The organism is Moorella humiferrea (assembly GCF_039233145.1).
In the GTDB taxonomy this organism is placed as follows: Bacteria; Bacillota; DSM-521; order Neomoorellales; family Neomoorellaceae; genus Neomoorella; species Neomoorella humiferrea.
The window spans coordinates 2,310,739-2,333,110 of record NZ_CP136419.1 but is presented as its reverse complement, the minus strand read 5'-3'; the positions used below and the strand labels follow the sequence as shown (position 1 = coordinate 2,333,110).

At 52.6% G+C, this 22,372-nt stretch carries 25 protein-coding genes; 22 read left to right on the top strand and 3 right to left on the bottom strand.

All coding sequences use genetic code 11. From position 1 onward, the window contains the following. Nucleotides 1–82 precede the first annotated feature (82 nt). Nucleotides 83–2,029, bottom strand: coding sequence for an acetate--CoA ligase (gene acs / locus MHFGQ_RS12050; RefSeq protein WP_106006563.1), 1,947 nt, complete (start codon nucleotides 2,027–2,029; stop codon nucleotides 83–85). A gap of 170 nt (nucleotides 2,030–2,199) precedes the next feature. Between acs and MHFGQ_RS12045 the strand changes: the two genes are divergently transcribed. From MHFGQ_RS12045 to MHFGQ_RS11950, 20 genes are all read left to right on the top strand, one after another. Beyond that, on the top strand, nucleotides 2,200–2,649 hold the full coding sequence (locus MHFGQ_RS12045; protein WP_211292954.1) for a holo-ACP synthase: 450 nt from the start codon (nucleotides 2,200–2,202) through the stop codon (nucleotides 2,647–2,649). Between the two features lie 67 nt (nucleotides 2,650–2,716). Beyond that, nucleotides 2,717–4,303, top strand: coding sequence for an NAD(P)H-hydrate dehydratase (locus tag MHFGQ_RS12040; protein ID WP_106006562.1), 1,587 nt, complete (start codon nucleotides 2,717–2,719; stop codon nucleotides 4,301–4,303). After that, nucleotides 4,269–5,390: an alanine racemase gene (gene alr / locus MHFGQ_RS12035; RefSeq protein ID WP_211292953.1), complete on the top strand. Its 1,122-nt coding sequence runs from the start codon at nucleotides 4,269–4,271 to the stop codon at nucleotides 5,388–5,390. Before MHFGQ_RS12040 ends, alr begins: the two co-directional genes overlap by 35 nt. A gap of 118 nt (nucleotides 5,391–5,508) precedes the next feature. Continuing rightward, nucleotides 5,509–5,763, top strand: a complete 255-nt coding sequence (locus tag MHFGQ_RS12030) for a CopG family ribbon-helix-helix protein (protein ID WP_422393071.1) — start codon at nucleotides 5,509–5,511, stop codon at nucleotides 5,761–5,763. A gap of 1 nt (nucleotide 5,764) precedes the next feature. Next, complete coding sequence (locus MHFGQ_RS12025) at nucleotides 5,765–6,115, top strand: type II toxin-antitoxin system PemK/MazF family toxin (RefSeq protein WP_106006559.1); 351 nt, start codon at nucleotides 5,765–5,767, stop codon at nucleotides 6,113–6,115. A gap of 201 nt (nucleotides 6,116–6,316) precedes the next feature. Further along, the gene (locus MHFGQ_RS12020; RefSeq protein WP_106006558.1) at nucleotides 6,317–6,697 is read left to right on the top strand and encodes a response regulator; all 381 of its coding nucleotides are present in this window, start codon (nucleotides 6,317–6,319) and stop codon (nucleotides 6,695–6,697) included. 75 nt (nucleotides 6,698–6,772) lie between these two features. Beyond that, nucleotides 6,773–7,402, top strand: a complete 630-nt coding sequence (gene thiE, locus MHFGQ_RS12015; RefSeq protein ID WP_106006557.1) for a thiamine phosphate synthase — start codon at nucleotides 6,773–6,775, stop codon at nucleotides 7,400–7,402. 52 nt (nucleotides 7,403–7,454) lie between these two features. Then, complete coding sequence (locus MHFGQ_RS12010; protein WP_106006556.1) at nucleotides 7,455–8,036, top strand: uracil-DNA glycosylase; 582 nt, start codon at nucleotides 7,455–7,457, stop codon at nucleotides 8,034–8,036. A gap of 2 nt (nucleotides 8,037–8,038) precedes the next feature. Further along, on the top strand, nucleotides 8,039–8,521 hold the full coding sequence (tsaE, locus tag MHFGQ_RS12005) for a tRNA (adenosine(37)-N6)-threonylcarbamoyltransferase complex ATPase subunit type 1 TsaE (RefSeq protein ID WP_245907922.1): 483 nt from the start codon (nucleotides 8,039–8,041) through the stop codon (nucleotides 8,519–8,521). Beyond that, nucleotides 8,502–9,188: a tRNA (adenosine(37)-N6)-threonylcarbamoyltransferase complex dimerization subunit type 1 TsaB gene (gene tsaB, locus MHFGQ_RS12000; RefSeq protein WP_106006554.1), complete on the top strand. Its 687-nt coding sequence runs from the start codon at nucleotides 8,502–8,504 to the stop codon at nucleotides 9,186–9,188. Before tsaE ends, tsaB begins: the two co-directional genes overlap by 20 nt. Nucleotides 9,189–9,205: 17 nt before the next feature. After that, a complete protein-coding gene (gene rimI, locus MHFGQ_RS11995; RefSeq protein WP_106006553.1) occupies nucleotides 9,206–9,670 on the top strand; it encodes a ribosomal protein S18-alanine N-acetyltransferase in 465 nt (154 codons plus the stop codon). After that, nucleotides 9,642–10,655, top strand: a complete 1,014-nt coding sequence (gene tsaD / locus MHFGQ_RS11990) for a tRNA (adenosine(37)-N6)-threonylcarbamoyltransferase complex transferase subunit TsaD (RefSeq protein ID WP_422392983.1) — start codon at nucleotides 9,642–9,644, stop codon at nucleotides 10,653–10,655. Before rimI ends, tsaD begins: the two co-directional genes overlap by 29 nt. A 384-nt stretch (nucleotides 10,656–11,039) precedes the next feature. Then, complete coding sequence (locus MHFGQ_RS11985) at nucleotides 11,040–11,177, top strand: hypothetical protein (RefSeq protein ID WP_170066420.1); 138 nt, start codon at nucleotides 11,040–11,042, stop codon at nucleotides 11,175–11,177. A 408-nt stretch (nucleotides 11,178–11,585) separates the two neighbouring features. Then, complete coding sequence (locus MHFGQ_RS11980) at nucleotides 11,586–13,574, top strand: sigma-54-dependent Fis family transcriptional regulator (RefSeq protein ID WP_146127181.1); 1,989 nt, start codon at nucleotides 11,586–11,588, stop codon at nucleotides 13,572–13,574. 252 nt (nucleotides 13,575–13,826) lie between these two features. Next, nucleotides 13,827–14,267 carry a glycine cleavage system protein GcvH gene (gene gcvH, locus MHFGQ_RS11975; RefSeq protein WP_170066419.1) on the top strand — a complete coding sequence of 147 codons (441 nt, stop codon included), beginning with the start codon at nucleotides 13,827–13,829 and terminating at the stop codon, nucleotides 14,265–14,267. A 71-nt stretch (nucleotides 14,268–14,338) separates the two neighbouring features. Continuing rightward, nucleotides 14,339–14,698: a carboxymuconolactone decarboxylase family protein gene (locus MHFGQ_RS11970; RefSeq protein WP_211292951.1), complete on the top strand. Its 360-nt coding sequence runs from the start codon at nucleotides 14,339–14,341 to the stop codon at nucleotides 14,696–14,698. A gap of 101 nt (nucleotides 14,699–14,799) precedes the next feature. Then, complete coding sequence (locus MHFGQ_RS11965; RefSeq protein ID WP_106006548.1) at nucleotides 14,800–15,822, top strand: hypothetical protein; 1,023 nt, start codon at nucleotides 14,800–14,802, stop codon at nucleotides 15,820–15,822. A gap of 21 nt (nucleotides 15,823–15,843) precedes the next feature. After that, nucleotides 15,844–16,896, top strand: a complete 1,053-nt coding sequence (locus MHFGQ_RS11960; protein WP_245907921.1) for a radical SAM protein — start codon at nucleotides 15,844–15,846, stop codon at nucleotides 16,894–16,896. After that, nucleotides 16,893–17,972, top strand: coding sequence for a lipoate--protein ligase (locus MHFGQ_RS11955; protein ID WP_106006547.1), 1,080 nt, complete (start codon nucleotides 16,893–16,895; stop codon nucleotides 17,970–17,972). The genes MHFGQ_RS11960 and MHFGQ_RS11955 overlap by 4 nt, the downstream gene beginning before the upstream one ends. Then, nucleotides 17,969–18,949, top strand: a complete 981-nt coding sequence (locus MHFGQ_RS11950; RefSeq protein ID WP_106006546.1) for a radical SAM protein — start codon at nucleotides 17,969–17,971, stop codon at nucleotides 18,947–18,949. The genes MHFGQ_RS11955 and MHFGQ_RS11950 overlap by 4 nt, the downstream gene beginning before the upstream one ends. On the opposite strand, the gene MHFGQ_RS11945 is transcribed toward MHFGQ_RS11950, so the two are convergent. Together MHFGQ_RS11945 and MHFGQ_RS11940 are read right to left on the bottom strand one after the other, a co-directional pair. Beyond that, nucleotides 18,935–19,294 (bottom strand): 4Fe-4S dicluster domain-containing protein, encoded by a 360-nt coding sequence (locus tag MHFGQ_RS11945; RefSeq protein ID WP_106006545.1) that lies wholly within the window; start codon nucleotides 19,292–19,294, stop codon nucleotides 18,935–18,937. The two genes, MHFGQ_RS11950 and MHFGQ_RS11945, sit on opposite strands and share 15 nt — an antisense overlap. Beyond that, entirely contained in the window at nucleotides 19,284–20,129 is an 846-nt protein-coding gene (locus MHFGQ_RS11940) for a CoB--CoM heterodisulfide reductase iron-sulfur subunit B family protein (RefSeq protein WP_106006544.1), read from the bottom strand. The genes MHFGQ_RS11945 and MHFGQ_RS11940 overlap by 11 nt, the downstream gene beginning before the upstream one ends. 422 nt (nucleotides 20,130–20,551) lie before the next feature. Here MHFGQ_RS11940 and MHFGQ_RS11935 point away from each other — a divergent pair, with 422 nt between their 5' ends. Beyond that, nucleotides 20,552–21,823, top strand: coding sequence for an MFS transporter (locus MHFGQ_RS11935; RefSeq protein WP_106006543.1), 1,272 nt, complete (start codon nucleotides 20,552–20,554; stop codon nucleotides 21,821–21,823). A gap of 18 nt (nucleotides 21,824–21,841) precedes the next feature. Continuing rightward, complete coding sequence (locus tag MHFGQ_RS11930; protein WP_106006542.1) at nucleotides 21,842–22,342, top strand: archaemetzincin; 501 nt, start codon at nucleotides 21,842–21,844, stop codon at nucleotides 22,340–22,342. The last annotated feature ends 30 nt before the right edge of the window (nucleotides 22,343–22,372 follow it).

The window sequence follows — 22,372 nt, the reverse complement described above, 5'->3', positions numbered from 1 at the left end:
CCTTTTTGTCAATCAGGGGCATCTATATCCTCATGCCCAAAATAAAAGGGAGAACCCCTTTCGGCGGGTTCTCTCCTTAAGATTAGGCTTCTTCGGCATAAGCGGCCTTGAGTCTGGCCACCGTCGCCGGGTCGGCCAGGGTGGAGGTATCTCCCAAGGCCCGGCCTTCGGCGATGTCCCTGAGGAGACGGCGCATGATCTTACCGCTTCTGGTTTTGGGCAGCTCGGCGGTGAAGTAAACTGCTTCCGGCCTGGCTAGGGCGCCGATTTTTTGCACCACGTGCTCCTTCAGTTCCTGGGCCAGGGCGGGGGAAGTTTCAATTCCGTCCTTGACCGTGACAAAGGCTACTATGGTTTGCCCTTTGATCTCATGTTCCCGGCTGATAACGGCGGCTTCGGCGACGGCGGGATGGTCCACCAGGGCGCTTTCCACTTCCATGGTGCCGATGCGGTGGCCGGAGACGTTGATGACGTCGTCGACGCGGCCGAGGAGCCAGAAGTAGCCGTCTTCATCCACGCGGGCGCCGTCGCCGGTAAAGTAATAGCCGGGTATGCGGTTCCAGTACTGGTTGACGTAGCGGTCGGGGTCGTTGTAGATGGTGCGCATCATGGCCGGCCAGGGTTTTTTAATCACCAGGTAGCCACCTTTACCCGGCGGTACCGGTTCGCCTCGATCGTCGACAACGGCGGCCTCCACTCCGGGGAAGGGACGACAGGCCGAGCCGGGTTTTAAAGGCGTCAGCCCCGGCAGGGGAGATATGATGATCATCCCCGTTTCCGTCTGCCACCAGGTATCGACGATGGGGCAGCGGCGGTGGCCGATATAGGTGTAGTACCACATCCATGCTTCGGGATTAATGGGTTCCCCCACCGTTCCTAAGAGCCTCAAGGAAGAAAGGTCGTGCCGGGCCGGATAGGACGGACCGGAGCGCATAAAGGAACGGATGGCTGTAGGCGCGGTGTAAAAAATGGTCACCCCGTATTTTTCGATGATTTGCCAGTAACGGTCGGGTTGAGGATAATCGGGGCTGCCCTCGTACATGAGGACCGTGGCCCCGTTGGCCAGGGGGCCGTAAACTACGTAGCTGTGGCCGGTAATCCAACCGATGTCGGCGGTACACCAGTAGACATCTTCGTCCTTGAGATCGAAGATGTAACGGGAAGTGGTGGTGACGCCGACGAGATAACCGCCCGTGGTGTGGACTATCCCCTTGGGTTTGCCGGTGGTGCCGCTGGTATGGAGGATAAAGAGGGGATCTTCCGCTTCCATGTGTTCCGGCGGGGTGTAGAGGGGGGCGGCGGCCATGAGCTCGTGCCACCAGAGGTCGCGTCCCCGCTGCATGTTGACCGCCTGTCCCGTGCGCTTGGTGACGATGACCTTTTCAATAGTCGGCGTTCCGGCCAGGGCAGTATCGGCGTTTTCCTTCAGGGCAACTATTTTTCCTTTACGGAAACCGCCGTCGGCGGTGATCAATACCTTGGCGCCGATGTCGTTGATCCGCTCCCTTAAGGCGGCGGCGCTGAAACCGCCGAAGACTACGTTATGAACGGCGCCGATGCGGGTACAGGCCAGCATGGCGATGGGCAGCTCCGGGATCATGGGAAGATAGATGGTGACCCGGTCGTTGCGTTTTATTCCCAGGGAGCGGAGGACTGCGGCGAACTTGTTGACTTCCCGGTACAGGTCGCGGTAAGTGAGGACGACAGAATCCCCCGGTTCGCCTTCCCAGATGATGGCCGCCTTGTTGCGACGCCAGGTTTCCAGGTGCCTGTCCAGGCAGTTGTATGAAACGTTCAGGGTGCCGCCGTTGAACCACCAGGCCAGGGGATATTCCCATTCCAGCACCCGGTCCCATGGACGGAACCAGTGGAGTTTGGCAGCTTCCCGCGCCCAGAACTCTTCTATATTTTCGCCTTCTTTGTAGATGCCGGTATCCTTGACGTTAGCTGCGGCGGTAAAGGCCGGCGGAGGCGGAAAAGTGCGGTTTTCCTTTAGCAATGCTTCAAAAGTCCTGACGTCCTTATTCACGGTTCCCACTCCCTTCCTGTAGTTTTATCTTAATCAGGAAAGGGAGAAAAATAAAGGCTTATGGCGCCAAAGGTCGCAGTACGGGCTTTAACGGTTGGTCAAAGGCCTCAAACTGCCTTGACTACCACTGACGCCTGCCGATCGACTTTTTACTCCCGAGGAGGTTTTTCATGTTTATTGCCGAATTAAGCAAAGAGAAAGGGTTAAAAAACAATCAACCCGGTAAGGATGGAAATATGGCCCAGATTGGTATTGACATCATTGAAATAGACCGCCTGGAAAGGGCTTTAAAGCGCCACCCGCGGTTATTGTCGCGGCTGTTTACGCCTGCAGAGCTGGAATACTGTATGGGACGAGGCCGGCCGGCGGCGTCCCTGGCGGCCCGGTTTGCCGCCAAGGAGGCGGTGATGAAAGTCCTCGGGGTGGGGTTGGGTGGTTGTTCCTTCCGGGACATTGAGATTGGCAGGGAAGATGGGGGGCGGCCTCGGGTCGTACTCCATGGTCGGGCCGAGAAACTGGCTCGCAAAGCGGGGGGCGGCACCATTACCGTTAGCCTGTCCCACTGCCGCTCTTTTGCCGCGGCGGTAGCCATTGCTTTGTTTGACGGAATAGATCTGTAAAAGAAGCTGCAGGCTTCGACGAAAGAACTATATTTGGCAGAACCTTTTTTCGGAAGAGGGATGCGCCATGTATCTGGTAACGGCCGCGGAAATGGGGCAGCTGGATCGCCTGGCCTCAAGTGAATATCTAATCCCCAGCATTGTCTTGATGGAAAATGCGGGATTGAGGGTAGTAGAATCCATTCGACGCCACTTTCAAGAACGGGTGAAGAACCGCCGTATCTTGATCTTCTGCGGTAAAGGCAACAACGGCGGCGATGGACTGGTGGTGGCCCGGCATCTGTTGAACCAGGGGGCCGAGGTAAAAGTCTTCCTCCTCGCCCGTCCCGAAGACATGCGGGGCGACGCCCGGACGAACCTGGAGATTTATCAAAAGATGGGCGGGAGGCTTTATCCCATCCTTGGCGAAAACCATCTCCAGCGGGCAGATATCGCCCTCCTTTATGCCGATCTGGTGGTCGATGCCATTTTCGGTACTGGTTTTAAAGGGGCTGCCCTGGGCCTGCCGGCGTCCGTCATTACCATGATCAACAAGGCCAACCGCCATACGGTGGCCGTCGACGTTCCCTCGGGCCTGGAAGCTGATACCGGCCGGATTTTTGGTCCCTGCATCCAGGCCACCTGGACGGTAACCTTCGCCCTGCCCAAACTGGGGCTGGTCGTCGAACCGGGGGCCAGCTTCACCGGGCGTCTGGAAGTGGCCGACATCGGTATTCCCCGAAAACTCGTTGAAGATCAGGGTTTGAAAACCCATCTGCTGACGGCAGACTGGTGCCGGGCCAACCTGCCCGGGCGTAAAACCGACGCCCACAAAGGCGTCTACGGCCACGTTCTGGCCGTGGGCGGTTCGCCGGGCCTCACGGGTGCCATTACTTTAACGGCCACGGCGGCTTTAAGGGCGGGCGCCGGCTTGGTCACGGCGGCCGTGCCTAAAAGCCTCCATGAAATTTTAGAAACGAAGACTACGGAAGTGATGACCTGTCCCCTGCCGGAGACGGCGGCGGGGACTTTAAGCCGGGAAGCACTGAATCCCATCCTGGAGCGTTTGGACCAATGTAACGTGCTGGCCCTGGGCCCCGGCCTTTCCCGGGAACCGGCCACGGTGGAGCTGGTGAAAGAATTGCTGCCGCATCTCAAAGTCCCGGCGGTGGTGGATGCCGATGCCCTCAACGCCCTGGCAACGGACCCCGGTATACTTGCCGGCAATCACGGGCCCCTGGTGTTGACCCCCCATCCGGGTGAAATGGCCCGCCTTATTGGCACGACTGCGGCCAGGGTCCAGGAGGAACGCCTGGAAACGGCCAGGAGATACGCCCGGGAATGGCGGGTGGCCCTCCTCCTTAAAGGAGCCCGCACTATAGTCGCCTGGCCCGACGGGCAGACCTTTATTAATCCTACCGGCAATCCCGGGATGGCCACCGCCGGCAGCGGCGACGTCTTGACGGGCATTATTGCCGGCCTTATAGCCCAGGGACTGGAGCCGGGGACGGCCGCAGCCCTGGGGGCTTACCTGCATGGAGTGGCCGGGGATCTGGGGCGGGCGGCCCTTGGCCAGCATGCCCTCATGGCGGGAGATTTGTTGAACTTTTTACCGGCGGCTTTTCGCAATTTGGAGGTGGATGCCGGTGACGCGGCCGGTTTGGGCCGAGGTTGATCTCGAAGCCATTGCCCATAACGTCCGGGCTATAAAAAAGATATTGTCTCCCCATACCGAACTCATGGCGGTGGTCAAAGCCAACGCTTACGGCCACGGGGCCGTGCCGGTGGCCAGGACGGCCCTGGCCAACGGCGTGACCTGGCTGGGGGTGGCCACCCTGGACGAAGCTCTGGCATTACGGGAGGAGGGGATTACCGCCCCCCTCCTTATTTTAGGTTACACCCCGGCCGAAGACGCCGGACGGGTGGTGGCCGCCGACCTTTCCCAGACGGTTTTTAGCCGGGAACAGGCCCGGGCTTTGGATGCGGCCGCCGCTGTTGCCGGTACAAAGGCGCGGCTGCATATAAAAATCGACACCGGCATGGGGCGGCTGGGCTTTTTGCCGGAGCGGGCGGTTGAAGAAGTTCTGGCCATCGCCGGGCTGCCGAATGTTTTGCTGGAAGGCATTTTTACCCACTTTGCCGCCGCTGACGCGGCCGACAAGACCTACACCTTAAGGCAGCTGCAGTTGTTCCGCAAGGTAGTCGGCGAGTTGGAAGAAAAGGGAGTAACTTTTCCCTGGTGCCACGCGGCCAACAGCGGCGCCATCATCGACCTGCCGGAAACCCATTTCAACCTGGTACGGGCGGGTATTATCCTGTACGGCCATTATCCCTCGCCGGAAGTTGACAAAAAGCGCATCGAACTCCGGCCGGCCATGGCGTTGAAGACTAGGGTCGTTCTGGTAAAGGAGGTACCGGCTGGAACCTATATTAGCTACGGCTGCACCTACCGCACGCCGGCACCCGCCAGAATAGCCACTTTGCCGGTGGGCTACGCCGACGGCTATTCACGCCTTCTTTCCAACCGGGCCGAGGTACTGATCCGAGGACGTAGGGCGCCAGTGGTCGGCCGGGTCTGCATGGATCAATGTATGATAGACGTCAGTGCTATACCGGATGTGCGGGTCGGTGATGAAGTAGTCCTCTTCGGCAGCCAGGACGGAGAGGTTTTGTCCGTGGAGGAAGTGGCCGCCTGGATGGGTACGATAAACTACGAAATCCTTTGCCTTATTTCCGGGAGGGTGCCGCGGGTATATAGATAAAAGCTTTCTTTTGGCCTTGCGTTGGTAATCTATTACCGCTATAATTAGTTATATCATGACGGCAATATTGTTACCCCCCAGTAGGAGGTGCCTTTTCTTGCCGGGTGTCAAAAGAATCATGATCAGCTTACCCGAGAGCCTCCTGGCCGAGGTCGACGGCCTGGCGACCATGGAAAGGCGTAATAGGAGTGAATTTATTCGCGAGGCCATGAAGTTGTATATTACCGAACGCAAACGCCGCAGTATCCGGGAACAGATGAAGCGTGGTTACCAGGAAATGGCTTCAATTAACCTGGCCCTTGCCGTGGAACACTATGAGGTAGAAAATGAAGCCCAAAAACATTACGACGACAGGTTGGCGGAGTGCAAATAAAATGCTGGTACGACGCGGAGACGTCTTTTACGCCCATCTAAATCCGGTTGTCGGCTCCGAGCAGGGGGGAACCCGGCCGGTGCTCATCATTCAAAACGACATCGGCAACCAATACAGCCCCACCACCATCGTTGCCGCTATAACTTCCCAAATCGCCAAGGCGAAATTGCCCACCCATGTAGAAATAAGCGCGGCCAAGAGCGGCCTGGAACGGGATTCGGTCATCCTTTTAGAACAGATCCGTACAATTGATAAAAGCCGTCTTAAACAAAAGATTGCCGTCCTTGATGAAGAAACCCTGGAAAAGGTCAACCGCGCCATCGAGATCAGCCTCGGATTAGTAGAGATATGAGCTGAGGAGCTGGTATCACCGGGTTCGGCCATTCGACGGTTTCTATTAGAAAATTATGTCGATACCTTTTGCAGGTTAGCGTTTTCCTGTATATTTTTTTCCTGAGTTACAAGGAAATGGTCAACGGATGTCGAATAAGAATATTGTACCGGGGAAATTTTAATTGCTGTAGAAGCCGGAGGATGTAAAAGAGTGGCAAGAATGCTGGTGGTGGATGATCAGCGCGGTGTCCGGACCTTGTTGCAGCTGGCCTTTCAAGAAGAAGGATATCAGGTGGCAACGGCGGTTAATGGGAGGGATGCCCTGCGCCAGGTGGAACGCTGGCGGCCCGATGTGGTATTGATGGATGTGAGGATGCCCGTAATGGGCGGACTGGAAACCCTGCCCCGCATCAAAACCATAGCGCCGCAAACGGCTGTAATTATCATGTCGGCCTATGTGGAAGTGGAGGCGGTAGATGAAATTCGCCGTATGGGGGCCGACGACTTTATCTATAAACCCTTCGACCTTGAGGAGTTAAAGGCCAAGGTAAAGGCCGTCCTGCCGGAAGAGGTGTTTGACGGTAGAAAAGCGGTGCGGTGATTACATTAAGGAGGAGAAAGGCCGCCTGAACTACACGGCAGGTGGCTTTTATACTTTCTGGAAGGAGAAAGGACCATGGCTTCATGGGATCTGTATGTGGTCATTACGACCAAACTCGGAGGAGGCCGGCCGACACTGGAGCTGGTGCGCCAGGCCCTGGCCGGCGGAGCGACGGCCATCCAGCTGCGGGAAAAGGATATGCCTGCCCGAGAAATGGTGGAACTGGGCCGGGAAATCCGGACCCTCACCCGGGCCGCAGGAGCGGCCTTTATCGTCAACGATCGACTGGATGTGGCCCTGGCGGTGGATGCCGACGGCCTGCATATCGGCCAGGAGGATTTGCCGGCACAGGTGGCGCGGAAGCTCCTGGGTCCCGGGAAAATCCTGGGGGTGTCGACGGGGACGGTGCTTGAGGCCCGTCAGGCGGTGGCCGACGGAGCGGATTACCTGGGTGTCGGCAGCATCTTCGCCACCAAAAGCAAGGGAGACGCCGGCGAACCCATCGGCCTGGCGGGACTGAAGGCCATACGCGCGGCTGTAGACGTACCCATAGTAGCCATAGGGGGTATAGATGCAGGGAACGTCGCCGAGGTTATCGCGGCCGGAGCCGACGGCGTGGCCGTCGTCTCGGCGGTGATCGGCGCCCCGGACGTTGCCGCCGCCGCAAGGGAATTGTTGTCCGCCGTCCGGCGGGCGCGGCGTTAGTTTGGCAGGAATATGGCATTATAAGTAGAAGTAACCTATAAGGTGTTGTTTTATGGATCTGGATACCCTGTGCCGCAGAACCCTGGCCTGCCGGGGTTGTGCCTTAAGACAGGGGGCCCGGAGGGTGGTCTTTGGTGAAGGCAACCCCCGGGCAGCTATAATGCTGGTCGGCGAAGGGCCCGGGGCCCGGGAAGACGAACTGGGCCGGCCCTTTGTAGGCGCGGCAGGTGAGCTCCTCGACCGCATCCTGGTTGCCGCAGGCTTTAAAAGGGAAGAATTATATATAACAAATGTCGTCAAGTGCCGGCCGCCGGGCAACCGCCAGCCCCTTCCCGGTGAAGTGCAGACCTGTCTGCCGATTCTAAAGGCCCAGATTAAACTTATAAAGCCCCAAATCATCGTCTGCCTGGGGGCGGTGGCCACCAGGGCGCTCATCGCCCCAGGGGCCAGCATTACCAGGCTGCGGGGAAGATGGATCATGAGGGAGGGCATTCGCTATTTGCCCACCTTTCATCCGGCGGCGCTGCTCAGGGATGCGGCGAAGAAACGACCTGTGTGGGAGGATTTTAAAAAACTGCGGGCAGTATATTGCGCCTTGCAAAGGGAACAGCTGTCCCTGGAATTTGAGGTTTAACGGTGACGTTCGTGCGGATATGGCTGAAGGACGAAATGGCTACGCGGGAACTGGGCCGGGTTCTCGGCGGACTTTTGGAACCGGGCGATGTAGTGATCCTCACCGGCGAACTGGGCGCCGGCAAGACCACCCTGGCCCAGGGCCTAGCCCGGGGCCTGGAAGTAAAGGGAAGGATCACCAGTCCCTCTTTTACCCTCATCCAGGAGTATGAAGGACGAATTCCCTTTTTCCACGTCGACGTTTACCGCCTGGAGGATCCCGAAGCCGCTCTGGAACTGGGATTAGATGAATATTTTTACGGGGGCGGAGTGACGGCGGTCGAGTGGGGAAGGCTGTTAGGGGAGGAGCTTTTGCCTCCCGAATACCTGGAGGTTTCCCTGGAGTACGGGCCTGAAGGGGGGCGTTACGCCGTGCTAACGGGCCGGGGCGCGCGTTATGTCCGCATTCTGGAGGAGTTGAAAAAACTTGCTGGTCCTGGGGCTTGACAGCGCCACCCAGGTTGCCGGGGTGGCCTTAATAGACGACAACCGGCTGGTGGCCGAGACGTTTTTTAATACCCGGAAAAATCACTCCCAGCGTCTACTCCCCATGATCGCCGCCCTCCTCCAGGAAGCAGGGGTAAAACCGGCCGAACTCGACGGCTTGGCCGTAGCCCTAGGACCGGGCTCCTTCACCGGCCTGCGTATCGGTTTGGCCACCATTAAAGGTCTGGCCCACGCCTTGCAAAAACCGGTGGCCGGCGTACCCACCCTGGATGGCCTGGCCTGGAACGCCTGGGAGGTGCCGGGCCTTGTCTGCCCGGTCCTTTATGCCCGCCGCCGGGAGGTGTATACGGCCCTTTATCGCTGGCAGGAGGGAGAGTTATGCCGCTTAACACCGTATCAGGCCGTGGAACCTTATTCCCTGGCAGCCTCATTAAAATCTTACAATATGCCGGTTTATTTTTTAGGCGATGGCGTAGAACCATACTTGGAAGTATGGCGACAGCTGGGTCCCTCGGCACGGTTTCTTCCCTCCACCGGCATACTACCGCGGGCGGCGCAAATTGCCATGCTGGGTCGGAAACGGCTGCAGACAGACGGGCCGGACGATCTTTTCCGGTTAAAGCCTCTTTACCTCCGCCCCTCACCGGCGGAGAGGCAGAACCCTTAGAGGTGTGTATTCAGCCCATGACGGGCGAATACCTGGATGGGGTGCTGGCCATCGAACGGGTTTCCTTCCCCACACCCTGGACGCGCCACTCATTTTTGAACGAAATATATAACAATAACTTCGCCTACTATTATGTGGCCCTGGCCGGACGCCAGGTTGTGGGCTATGCCGGCATGTGGATTATCCTCGACGAAGCCCATGTTACCAACGTGGCCGTCCATCCCCGCTACCGCGGCCGGCGCCTGGGGGAGGTCCTCCTCAAGGTACTGATGCAGGAAGCCGTTCGCCTGGGCGCCGACAGGATGACCCTGGAGGTGCGGGTGTCCAATTTGCCGGCCCAGCGCCTTTACGAACGCCTCGGTTTTTGCCGCGCCGGCATACGTAAAGGGTATTATAACGACAACCGTGAAGACGCCATTATAATGTGGAAACATTTTTTTGAGGAGAATGACGGTGGAACCGGCGACCATTCTGGCCATTGAAACTTCCTGTGACGAGACGGCGGCTGCCGTTGTCATCGGCGGCAGGGAGATACGTTCGAACATCGTGGCTTCCCAGATTGCGAGCCATCGCCGCTTTGGGGGCGTAGTACCAGAGGTAGCTTCCCGTCATCACATGGAAAATATCGTCCCGGTGGTGGCCGAAGCCCTTGAAGTCGCAGGGCTCTCCTTTTATGAGCTGGATGCCGTGGCGGTCACCTACGGCCCGGGGCTGGTGGGCGCGCTGCTGGTGGGTCTGGCCTATGCCAAAAGCCTGGCCTATGCCCTGGATAAACCCCTGATCGGCGTCCACCATCTGCTGGGCCATATTTATGCCGGATTTTTACAATACCCCGAGCTGCCCTTGCCGGCCGTCTGCCTCGTAGTTTCCGGCGGTCACACCAATTTAGTGTATCTGGAAAGCCACACCCGCCGGCGTATTCTCGGTTCCACCCGGGACGACGCCGCGGGGGAAGCCTTCGACAAAGTGGCCCGGGTGTTGGGCCTACCCTACCCGGGTGGCCCTGAATTAGAAAAGCTGGCCCGGGAAGGCGATCCCCGGGCCGTCAGTTTCCCGCGGGCTTGGCTGGAAGAGGGCAGCCTGGACTTCAGCTTCAGCGGCCTGAAGTCGGCGGTAATCAATTACCTGCACCATGCACAGCAGACGGGGGCCGAGGTAAACCCGGCCGATGTCGCGGCCAGCTTTCAAGCGGCGGTGGTGGAAGTACTGGTAACTAAAACCATACAGGCCGCCCGGCGTTTTAACGCCTGTTCCATTCTCCTGGCCGGGGGTGTGGCTGCCAACGGGTTCTTACGCCGCGAAATGGCGGCGGCGGCCAGGGAAGCAGCCCTGCCCTTTTTTTGCCCAGAACCTCGACTCTGCACCGACAACGCCGCCATGATCGCCTGCGCGGCCTACTACCAGTATCTGCGCCGGGATTTTGCCCCCCTGGATTTAAACGCTATCCCCGATTTGCCCCTTTATTAAGAGTAATTATAATGTAACCTAACCCAGCAACCGGTACTTGTATTAATGTTGCTGATGCCGCACATTTCTGTTAGACTAAAGTTAGCAGAAAGGGAGCTGGAGAAAATTGTGATTGGAGAGAAGACGGGGGCATATGCTGGGGTTTTGGCAGGGAGCGGCGGAGAGCTGTTGGCCGTGCGAGAAAATACTCCCGCGGAATTTCTGGTGACGGCTTTATCATAACAGCATTCCTGACACGGAAGGGTGGGCAACTAGAGAAGAGGGTGATCATATGGCCGAAGCAATGAGTTATATTAAGCTAGCCGAAGCGGTGTCTCAGGCGGTTGTGGGTCCGGCCTTCCCCTTCTACGGGTATCCTACGACCCGATAGGAGACGTCCTATACGTGCATTTCACCGAACAGCCGGTCGCCGCCGACGACAGTGAATTCGTCGGGGAAGACACCGTGGTGCGCTACTGCGGTAGCGAAGTAGTAGGAGTGACAATTTTGAATGCGAGCAGGCGGAAACGGGGAAAAGAGTGAGGGCAAAGGAAGGTAACAACCGTATTGCACGCATAAGCAGCGAAGTTTCTGCTTTGCGACGGAAATCAGCCCGGCACAGATTTGACCGCTGGGCGGCGACCTAGGGAAGAAACGCCGCCCGTTTTTTATATTTCCTGACTTTAAACCTTTAATTTACCAGGTTTACAACTCCGTGAACACTTATTCCCACATCTTACCGGACACCCGAGAAGAGGCGGTGCAACCTATCAGATATTAACAGGTGAGGGGAGGCGAGATTGAATTTGAAGTAGTAATATGTAAGATAAGGGCGCATGAATAATGCTGATTACTAAATAAACATTCAGCACACAGAAAGTATGGTGGTTAACAAATAGCCTGGTTGGCATTGACAGGAAGTAACTGTTATGCCTGAGAGGTGAAAGGCAATTGACGAGTATCACCAGTGCAAACACGGAATCATCTTTGTTGGGTTTCAAAAACAAAGAAGCCTGGGAAAAATTTGTTTATCACGGTGAAATTCCTCAGGGGGTACGAAAGCTAATCCTTGAATCTTGGCAACGCTGCGCCCAAATGAAAGTAGATCCTTTTTCAAGGGAAATAGCTCGCATTATTCCACCGAAGGAGCTTATCGTTAGGAAAAAGAGAAGACAGGACCTTTTGCAGACTGCTAAACCGTATATAAAAACGTTGTATAAAGCAGTAGAAGGTAGCGGCTTTATAATTTTTTTAGCCGATGAAGAAGGTGTAGTACTGCTACTTGATGGAGATCCTTTAGAAATAGAACGCTTTAAGCGGATTAACCTGGTGGAAGGAGCCGTATGGTCCGAAAAAGAAGCAGGAACCAACGCGGTAGGGACAGCGATTATCATAGGCCAACCGGTGCAGATTGTAGGATGTGAGCATTATTGTGCAACACAGCACAGTATTACCTGTTCAGCAGCACCAATTTTTGACGGCGAGCATAAAATGATTGGTATTCTTAATATGTCAGCCGATAGCGAGAAGGTTCATCCACATACCTTGGGTATGGTAATTGCCGCCGCCAAAGCTATTGAAAACGAGATACAAATTAAAAAAGCTCTGGAAGATATTATTAAGGCCAATGCTATTATGAAAACGACCCTTGTCTCAGTACCAGAGGGAGTTATGACTATAGATGAAAAGAGCTTTATTAGACAGCTTAATCCCAAGGTGGCTGGTATGTTTGGGTTAAAAGAAGAAGACGTTATCGGCAAATTTGTTGATGATGTGTTCAAATGTTCGCCGCCGCTATCGAGCGTTGTTGAAAAAGCTGCTGTAATGGATAATGTGGAAGTCATCTTTGAAAATGGTAAAAACACCTTGCGTTATACGATAAAAGCCCGCCCGATTATAAACGAGGAAGGCAAAATAATGGGTGCGGTTATTGTCGTTCACGGTAGAGAAACAATTCATCGCCTGGTAAACGAAATAACGGGTGCCCAGGCCCAATTCACCTTTCATGCCATTATTGGCAGGAGTAAAAAGCTGGAGAGGGCGAAGGAAATTGCCCGCACGGCTGCTCTTACCAATTCTACCATCCTCTTATTAGGTGAAAGTGGGACTGGCAAAGAATTGTTTGCCCAGAGCATCCACAACGCCAGCCGGCGTAAAGGACCCTTTATTGCGGTGAACTGTTCGGCTATTCCTAGAACTTTGATCGAAAGCGAACTGTTTGGCTATGAGGCAGGTAGCTTTACTGGCGCCAACCGCAATGGCCGTCCGGGAAAGTTTGAACGTGCTAATGGCGGCACGATTTTTCTCGATGAAATAGGTGATATGCCTCTCGATCTCCAGGCGGTGCTCTTGAGGGTCCTGCAAGAGAGGCAGGTCGTTCGGGTGGGGGGATTCAAACCCATACCTATTGATGTAAGGGTTATAGCGGCTACTAACAAAAATCTGGCGGCGAAGGTGGCTGAAGGCACTTTTCGTGAAGACCTCTACTTCAGGTTGAACGTAGTTACGATTAATATACCGCCTTTGCGGGAGCGCAAAGAAGACATTCCACTGCTTGTTGAATATATGCTACCTCAAATCAGCAAGCGGCTAGGGAAGAAGGTGATTGGTATTACCCCAAGGGCCCTGAAATGCTTGCAGGATTACGATTGGCCCGGTAATGTTCGTGAATTGGAAAATGTCCTCGAACGTGGTGTCGTAGTAGCGCAGGGTGAAATTCTGGATTGCGGGGATATTCCAGAATCGGTTTTAGCGGGGCAGTATACAACGCCGGTGCAGCAAGTAGAATTACTTCCCTTGGCTGAAATTGAAAGAAGAGCTATAATCAATACTTTGAATCGGGTACCCAGTATTGTGGAAGCAGCTAAGGTTCTAGGTATAAGTCGTAGCACCCTTTACCGTAAAATAGATCAGTACAACATTCCTTATAAAGAAGACTAATTTTGAAACACAAAGGGTGCCTTGAAAATAATTTAATGGCCCAAAATAAAACGGTCAATGTATCATAATAAGACATTAGAAAAAAACAAGTAAGATCTTGCGATTGCCCCGTTTTTAACAGGGGCTTTTTTGTTCTTATTATCTCTTTAGTTTTTAAGCTTGCTTAAATTTATTGGTAGCGGAAAGATGCTGGCATAGGAATTGCAATGAAAAGAAAATATCGCTGCTGATACTGACAAGGAGGTTACAGCCTTGCGGGTTGACAAATTTAATTTCCCGGATGACTACTATTATGATAAGCATCATTTTTGGGCTCGCGTGGATGATGATGTGGTTGTAATGGGTATGACCGAATATGCTACCAGTATGGCTGGTGAGCTGGTCTTCGTCGAGATGGTTGAACCCGGGAAAAAAGTACAACAGGATAAGGCCTTTATGTCCATAGAATCTGGCAAATGGGTTGGCCGCGTTTATGCCCCAGTGTCAGGACAAATATTAGCTATAAACCCCGAGCTGGAGTTTGACCCTTCGCTGGTAAATCAGGACCCTTATGGTGAGGGATGGATTGCCAAAATCAAACCCGATAACCTTGAAGCGGAACTGGCAAATCTGCTGCGGAGCGATAATTTAAGGGAATGGCTAGAACCTGAAATCGAACGGCAAAAGAAGCTACAAGAGAAAAAAGGCTTTTAAAAAGACGACCGGCCAGTTAGTGCCAATGTATTGATTATCCCAATGATTATCCCAAGGGAGGTACGGGTAAAATGGCCGAAGAACTAAATAGGGCCCAGCGTATTTTGAAAGACTTTCAGGATGGGTTGGAGCGGGCCAAGGTTGCCATGCCCAAAACTATTCAGGCCTACATGGATTTGGAAAAATATGCTGCTGCCAATTACGGGGTTTTCGATAATAAAACCAAAGAGCTGATGATGCTGGCGCAGGGTGTAAGAACTCCGTGCAAGTACTGCATTGTTATTCATACTTACAACGCCATTCAGGAAGGCGCTACCAAAGAAGAGATTTACGAAGCAGCAAGCGTTGCGATTCCTTTTGGTGGGGCTAAGACTTTTGCCTATGCCTGCACGTACTTGACCGAAGCAGTCGAAGCTTTTTGGGTAGATTAATTAAAACTAAGGCACTAACTGGCTGTTGCAGGCACCATGGCTTTTGTGCGAGCTGTGGTGTCTGTTTAATTTAGAAAATGGGGGTAGAGGGAGGGACATTTATGATACTAAATGTTGCCCTCGACACGGAAACATATCCCTGGCGGGCAATGCTACTTCGTAGGGACGCAACCTGTCAGAATGCATGCGATTACTGCTCGAATTCCCTGGAAAAAACCCGATTTTTAGCTATAGAAGATTTGCAGGATTGGACCGCTGGAGAGCGGGGTATTAATATTGTAACGTATCCATACCCGGGAGTTATAGAAGATGTGTGTAGCCTAACAGGTAAGATTGTAGATTGTGGTGGAGGGCCGATCGTAGTCACTTTAGGCCCAGGGGCGCTGAAGGATATAAGTGAATTGCGGCTCTTAAAACAAGCGGGGGTCGCTGGAGTTTGTTTTTCTCTTATTAGCGCCACCAGAAACCTGGATGCCAGCGTTAGACATGGAAATAGAAGCGGGCTGTCCTGGTGGGATGAATGCTGGCGATTAACAGAGGCAGCAGTTGAACTGTGGGGCAAGGATAGAGTCGGCCTTACTTTGAGCGTGGGGTTAGGAGAAACTGAACAGCAGATTCTAGCAACCATGCAAAAGGCAAAGGACATGGGAGTCTTGCCCTATGTTAGCCCCCTGGAAGCTACCGCTAAAATTAAGGTGAGCTTGGGCAAGTTCTACAGGATCTTAGTGGGCAGGTACCTCATCATCAATCAGATATCATCGTGCAGTCAGATGCAATTTGGCGATTTTGGACAGGTTATTCACTTTGGGATCCCAAAAGAAAGATTCATCGAAATAGTAGCGAGCGGTAAGCCCCTGGAACAAACCGGCCTGTGGCTCGACTGTTCCAACTTTGGGCGGCTTGAAGAAATGTCGGGCTGGTTTTTAAAGGGAGCCCCTGATAAAGATGAAGTACCCACCCTGATAGGACAAATTTGTAAAATGGACTGGCGAGAGGCCTGGATTACCCAAAGACGTGTATTTGAACTAGACGGTGAAGATTTTGACGAAGATGAAATCGAAGCCGGTAATGGTTCGATTTATAAACTGATAGCAGAGCTGGGGAGAACATATCGATCCAAGTAACCTATGATGGGAGGAAACTCTGTGCAGAGCCCAAAATATGTAAAAACCAGCCTGGCTGCAGCCATGACACTTGGCCTGAAAGAAGGGGTATTTTACCGCGAGGCCAAATTAAAAGCTTTAAACTTGCTGTTAACATATGAGCAGGGCTGTGCTGCCAATTGTGCTTATTGCGGCCTGGCGCGCTCACGTTCTGGCACCCCAACCTTTATCCGGGTAACTTGGCCGGTTTACCCATTAAAAGAAGTGATTGAACGCTCTTTATTAGTAACCGATCAAGTGCAACGAGTTTGTGTATCGATGATTACCCATCCGCGCGCTTTGGAGGATCTTTGCCGGGTGATTCAGGAAGTCAAAGCCAGCACCCCATATCCAGTCAGCGCCCTGATTACACCCACGCTGGTCAACAGCGTAACTGCCCTGGAACAAATCCGGACCAGTGGGGCGGATAGGGTGGGAATCGCTATTGATGCAGCAACAGAGGTGCTGTTTGATCGCCATCGTGGCCATGGGGTACAGGGGCCACACAGCTGGAACAGATACTGGCAAGGCGTGAGAGAAGCCGTTGCAGTTTTTGGAGAAAAGCAGGTTGGCATTCATCTAGTTGTTGGCCTTGGAGAAACAGAGGCCGAGATGGTCCAGGTGATCCAGCGAGCCGAAGATCTAGGTGCAGAAACTCATTTATTTTCGTTTTATCCAGAAGCTGGTAGCAAATTAGCCGGTAGACCCCAGCCCCACCTGGGCCATTACCGGCGGGTTCAACTTGCCCGTTATTTGATAAACAAAGGGTTGACCCGGGGGCGATACATGCAGTTTAACGAGTATGGACAAATAATTAATTTCGGTGTTTCGCCATCGTTATTAGACCAGGTGATAAACGGGGGAGCACCCTTTTTAACATCAGGCTGCCCCGGTTCCGATGGTACGGTAGCCTGCAATCGCCCTTATGGCAACGAAAGGCCATCGCAGCCTATTCGTAACTTCCCTTTTCAGCCATCCCCAGGTGATATTCTTGAAATTCGTACCCAGCTGAACCAGTATGAGCCGCCGGTTGATAACGAGGTGAAGATGGCGTGAAAAAGGCATGGCGCTTGCTGGATACCGGGCTGTTGCCTGCAGGCACAAATATGGCCCTCGATGCCGTCTTGTTAGAGGCAATTAACAAGAGGCTGAGCAGAAACACCCTCAGGTTTTTAAGGTTTTTCCCTTGCGTTTTGGTAGGTTATAACCAGAACGTTTATGATGAGATCGACGTGGAGTTCTGCAGGTCGAATGGCCTGGCTATTAACCGCCGCCTTAGTGGCGGCGGTGCTATATTAATGGATCCAGGAATCCTGGGCTGGGAGCTGGTTGCCAGCAAGGATGTGATAGATGGCTGGGGTTCCATAGAAGAGACCTACCGTTTGCTTTGCGAGGGATGTATAAAAGCTTTAGACAAATTGGGAATTAAAGCCCAGTTCCGCCCGCACAACGATATCGAAATCAACGGTAAAAAGATCAGCGGCGCGGGGGGTACAGAGTTAGGGAGTGCTTTTCTATTTCACGGTACGATTTTAATCGACTTCAGGTTGGACACAATGGTCAAGGCTTTACGCATACCAGCGGTAAAGTTAGCGGACAAAGGGATCCACTCTTTGCGGGAAAGGCTTACCTGGTTGAGTCGGGAACTGGCTCAAGTTCCTTCTTTAGATGAGATAAAAGAGGCTGTAGTCGCCGGATTTCAAGAAATGCTGGGTGTTAGTTTTCAGCAAGAAGGCCTTTCGGCAGATGAACAAAAAGAATTGGAGCACAAGCTGCCGTGGTATAACTCGGACGAATGGATTTATGGCCATAGAAAAGCCGGCTGGCAGGCAATGGGCACATCCAGCCATAAGGCGCCTGGCGGCTTGATAAGGGTGGATTTATGTCTCGACCGGCAGCGAGATATTATTAGCGGACTGCTAATTACAGGCGATTTTTTTGCCTATCCCCCGCGCCTGATCGCTGATTTGGAAGCAACTTTAAAAAATTGCCGCCTTAATGCCCTTCAAAAACGGGTACAGGCTTTTTTCGCCGGCAGGGAATATTATCTCCCTGGTGTTACCCCCGATGATTTTATACTTGCCATTAAAGCCGCAACTGTTTCCTGCTTGCAGGGAGAGGATGAAAAATGACTTTTCAAGGTTTTGATTTTGATACCTGGTTGTCTCTACCGACAAGTATTTTGTTAAACGAAGCCTGGCGGGTAAGGCGCCAATATTTTGACAACAAGATCTTTTTTTCTGCTCCCGGGACCAAGGGCTATGAAAACGAATACTACCGTAATAATCGTAATCGGTTCGTGGCCATAAGCCTTACTGGTACTAGCTGTGCTTTGAACTGTGATCACTGCCAAAAAAAGCTCCTGCATTCGATGCTTAGCTGCACCACCCCGGAAAAACTGTTGGATACAGTAAAAGAGCTTCAAGCTGAAGGGTGTCAGGGAATTCTTCTGAGCGGTGGCGCGGATAAATCCGGCGCTGTGCCCTTGGGCCCATTTATGGAAGCCATTAAGAAGATCAAAACCTGGGGCCTTAAAATAATTGTGCATACCGGTCTGGTAAGCGAGGAAATTATTGCCGGACTAAAGCAAGCTGACGTTGATCAAGTTTTGGTAGATGTTATTGGGGCGCGAGAAACTATTCGCGATGTATACCACCTTGATTATGGCCCGGAGGTATACCAGAGCTTTTTAGATTTATGCCAGCAATATCAACTAGAGGTAGCTCCCCATATAGTTGTAGGCCTTCACTATGGACGCATAAATGGCGAGATAGAGGCCCTGAAAATGATTAGCAACGCCCAACCCCGGCACGTAGTGGTGGTTGTTCTTACACCGCTGCGGGGTACTCCTATGGCCAGGGTGACCCTGCCGTCGGTGGAAAAATGCGGCCGCATCATTGCCCTGGCCAGGCTAGCTAATCCCCGGGCCCAGCTTTCCCTTGGCTGCGCCCGGCCTGCTGGGTATGAAAGACCGCTGTTAGAGCAATTTGCTATTAATGCAGGCGTTAATGCCATAGCCTATCCCAGCCCCGAGACTATCAGGCTGGCCCGTGAGATGGCGCTTGAAATTGAATTCAATGACCGGTGCTGTACCTTAGCTGATGAGTAACGACAGTTTTCGTTGGTCTAGCAGTTTTACCGGTTCGAGGCCATAAGCCCGGCGTCTTTCGTTCAGCTCTGGCGTAAAAGGGAAGACGAGGCCCGTAGCTTTGAGATTATCGATGCCCTGCGCTATCGCGGCTGGAGGTATGCACTGCTGCTGGGCCAGGGCTTTTTTCTGCCAAAGATTTATTCCGGCAGGGCAGGCTTCATGACACAGCCAGCAATTGGTACAGTTCCAAACAGCCGGGCTTCGCTCGCTTGTTTCGTAACAAGCTGGAAAAGCGGGCACTCCTAGTTTTAGGACGGGGCAGACGCGGCGGCAGGCATCACAATGGCGACAATCAGATAACATTTGTAAGGAGCCTCCTCAGTTGCGGGTTGGCAATGCCCATTCGGCTTGGAGACCACCCCAGGGCGAGCCCGATCAGTTGCGGTAAAAAGATGACAGGAAAAGGAATGCCATGATGGTATCTGGATTGAAGCCTTTGAAGCAGCAGATGGCAGTTCCCGCAAGCGGTGAGGGCAAAATCGGCACCAGAGGCAATCATGCTTTCGATTTTTATTTTACCCATGGTGAATGCCATTTGGGGGTCTACCATGTAAAGGCTGGAACCGCAGCACTGATATTCCTGGGAGTAATTTTGGGCGGTGGCACCAGTTAGCGTGATTAGTTGCAGCAGAGAACTGGGTCGTAGGGGGTGATCGAAGTTCATAATATTGCCGGGTCTAAATACCTGGCATGGATATACAGGCGCGACTTTAAAAGGCAAAAAGCGCGTGACCATTTCTTGCAGGTCTTTATGCCTGGTCAGCAAAATTTGAATCAGGTGTTGTACTGGTACAACAGGTTCTAATTTCAGGTTTAAGCGAGCGAGCCTTGCATTTACCAGGCTCAAAAGCTGCGGTTCGGCAAGTAACATGTGCTGAACGCGCTTGAAAGCGTTAGTACAACCACCACACAACGTTACCAGAGGGGATTGCATTTTTGCTGCCAGAGCCAGATTGTAAGCAGTGTAATTGATCCAGTTTGGTGTGCTGCCTTCTAAAAAAGAGCCGCAGCATAGGGCGTGGGGAAGGCTGGTCACATTGTAGCCGAGATGTTGCAGCAAGAGCTTAGCTGCTGCTTCATACTCCGGGAAGCGGTAGGAAACCAGACACCCGGGGTAGAGAATAATTGTTTCAGACATTATTTCACCTGCAGAACCTATTTTAATTACGTAGTTTTTCCAATAAAGGTCTACAAATGCAAATTTCGTGCCACAAAAATAATCGTGTGTTATGCTGTGCGTAATTTATTTGCATTAATTTATTTTTAGATTGAAAGATAAGATGCAGGTCCGCCTCTAGTGCTTTTTATGCTCAATGCGTGTTTGAAGTTGGGACATTTTTGTTTATTGGTCTTAAAATAGTACATTTAGTGAGTTAAAATAGGACAAGGGGTTGTTGGGTCTTTGTTACCAACCTTGTCGTGTTTCTGCCTCTTCTTTGGCATAGAAATTGCTATTTATAATTTATGTAACATTGAAATGGGTACCCATGGGGCTGGAGGTGATCAAAAAGTTATAGATTTTGTTTTTAGGCTAAAAAGGGAGGGTGGAATTTATTCATTATGGAAAAGAAAAAGCAAATTTTGTTATGGATGGTTCTATCAATGATCATTGGCTATTTGCCATGGTACAACTTTTCTGCGGTGCTGAAGTACATTTCGGCTGAATTCCATTTAAACGCCTCGGATACGGGCATGATTATTGCTGCTTTTCAAGCCGGGTATGTGATAGTTGTATTAATCACAGGATGGCTCGCCGATAAAATTGGCACAAAGAGGGTCGTACTTTATGCAACCTTGTTAACAGGGATTTTTGCGACTGCGTTTGTCTTCGTTGTCCATGACAAATGGACCGTTTTGATCATGCGGTTACTTACCGGTTGTGCCGCTGGTGCAATTTATGCTCCGGGTATGGCTCTCCTATCCAACTGGTTTGCCCCCCACGAACGGGGTGGGGCTCTCGGTGCCTATACAGGGGCTTTGACTGCAGCCTCTGCGGGCGGTTATTTTGTAGCAGCACCGATTGCGGCGGCCCACGGTTGGCGCGTAGGAATGCTGTGGACGTCAGTGCCGGTTTTCCTTGCTTTTCTCATTATATTACTATTTGTGCAGGAAAAGCCCACCCAGGGTGTTCAGTTTGATGGAGCACCAGGAATACCTACAGTAGCACCAGCTAGAATTTTGCCAGCGCCGGAAGGCGGATACGCTGGTCCCTGCATGATTACTCTCTCCTATATGGGACACATGTGGGAATTGTATGCCTTTTGGGGATGGATTGGTCCTTATATGGTAGCTAATGCCAGTGTTGCGGGTATGGCGGCAGATGCAGCTGTGAAATGGGGCGGGTTAATGGCGGCGTGTATAACCCTTGTTGGGGCGCCGGCCGTCTGGCTGCTTGGGATTCTGGCTGACAAAATAGGACGAACCAAAGCGATTTTACTGGGGGCTACATGTAGCCTGATTCCCGAATTCTTCTTCGGCTATTTAATTGGAAAGCCTCTGGGGCTGGTGGTTTTAGTTGGATTGTGGATAGGTTTTTGGGTGATTTCAGACTCTGCCATATACAAAGCCGGCCTTACTGATATGGTATCGCCCAAAATAAGGGCTACAATACTGGGGCTCCAATCGGCCGTTGGCTACTCGATGACAATTATCGCTCCGATTGCTTTTGGGAAGATATTACAGGCTTACAACGCTACGACCGATCCAACGGCAGCAAGGATTTGGGGACCGGCATTCCTGGCCCTGGGCGTGGGCGCGATAGTTGCTCCTATATCCGCTTTAATTCTAAGAAAACTGCCTCAGGCCAGGTTGATGACCGGAGGCAAAATGTAGCGAAGTAAGAAGCAAAATATGTCAATTAATCTATATCTTTACTGGCAGGCAGAATTGTACCCGGCGGCAGGTGTGCTTGGTAAACAAATAGAGAAAGTATTCTTTTTAATAAAGAGCATACCAGTTGCTCCTCTTGAGCCCCCTGCTGCCGGGTGGGACACTTTTCGCGGGCAGTACGATGTTCATTTCCTCCTCGAAGCATTGCTCGCTCCTCAAGGGAAAGATCTGGTCCTGTGGCTGGTGAGTGTGGATATAGGTGATCCATGGCATAGCTATGTCTTTGGAGCGGCAGGAAAACAACGCGCTATTGTTTCTACTGCTCGCATAGAGAATTTAGAAGATGTTTGTAAAGAGGCCTGCCATGAAGTGGGGCACCTCTTGGGCTTACAGCACTGCCGCAATAATTGTTGCATGCGCCCGTCTTGGACTGTACGTGGTATCCAAAACAAACCGGCGAATTTGTGTGAGCAATGCTGCAACTTACTGGCGAGTTTGAAAGGGGGTGCTGACACGGATTAAGTCGATATTCGATATTGATGTACATTAAGG

What these genes read in the sequence shown, in the direction of transcription:
- MHFGQ_RS12020 (WP_106006558.1), top strand. Translation starts at nt 6,317, where the DNA reads ATGCTGGTGGTGGATGATCAGCGCGGTGTCCGGACCTTGTTGCAGCTG.
- MHFGQ_RS12040 (WP_106006562.1), top strand. Translation starts at nt 2,717, where the DNA reads ATGTATCTGGTAACGGCCGCGGAAATGGGGCAGCTGGATCGCCTGGCC.
- MHFGQ_RS11970 (WP_211292951.1), top strand. Translation starts at nt 14,339, where the DNA reads ATGGCCGAAGAACTAAATAGGGCCCAGCGTATTTTGAAAGACTTTCAG.
- MHFGQ_RS12030 (WP_422393071.1), top strand. Translation starts at nt 5,509, where the DNA reads ATGATCAGCTTACCCGAGAGCCTCCTGGCCGAGGTCGACGGCCTGGCG.
- MHFGQ_RS11940 (WP_106006544.1), bottom strand. Translation starts at nt 20,129, where the DNA reads ATGTCTGAAACAATTATTCTCTACCCCGGGTGTCTGGTTTCCTACCGC.
- MHFGQ_RS11930 (WP_106006542.1), top strand. Translation starts at nt 21,842, where the DNA reads ATGTCAATTAATCTATATCTTTACTGGCAGGCAGAATTGTACCCGGCG.
- rimI (WP_106006553.1), top strand. Translation starts at nt 9,206, where the DNA reads ATGACGGGCGAATACCTGGATGGGGTGCTGGCCATCGAACGGGTTTCC.
- MHFGQ_RS11945 (WP_106006545.1), bottom strand. Translation starts at nt 19,294, where the DNA reads ATGTTATCTGATTGTCGCCATTGTGATGCCTGCCGCCGCGTCTGCCCC.
- thiE (WP_106006557.1), top strand. Translation starts at nt 6,773, where the DNA reads ATGGCTTCATGGGATCTGTATGTGGTCATTACGACCAAACTCGGAGGA.
- alr (WP_211292953.1), top strand. Translation starts at nt 4,269, where the DNA reads ATGCCGGTGACGCGGCCGGTTTGGGCCGAGGTTGATCTCGAAGCCATT.
- MHFGQ_RS11935 (WP_106006543.1), top strand. Translation starts at nt 20,552, where the DNA reads ATGGAAAAGAAAAAGCAAATTTTGTTATGGATGGTTCTATCAATGATC.
- MHFGQ_RS11950 (WP_106006546.1), top strand. Translation starts at nt 17,969, where the DNA reads ATGACTTTTCAAGGTTTTGATTTTGATACCTGGTTGTCTCTACCGACA.
- MHFGQ_RS11965 (WP_106006548.1), top strand. Translation starts at nt 14,800, where the DNA reads ATGATACTAAATGTTGCCCTCGACACGGAAACATATCCCTGGCGGGCA.
- MHFGQ_RS12045 (WP_211292954.1), top strand. Translation starts at nt 2,200, where the DNA reads ATGTTTATTGCCGAATTAAGCAAAGAGAAAGGGTTAAAAAACAATCAA.
- MHFGQ_RS12010 (WP_106006556.1), top strand. Translation starts at nt 7,455, where the DNA reads ATGGATCTGGATACCCTGTGCCGCAGAACCCTGGCCTGCCGGGGTTGT.
- MHFGQ_RS12025 (WP_106006559.1), top strand. Translation starts at nt 5,765, where the DNA reads ATGCTGGTACGACGCGGAGACGTCTTTTACGCCCATCTAAATCCGGTT.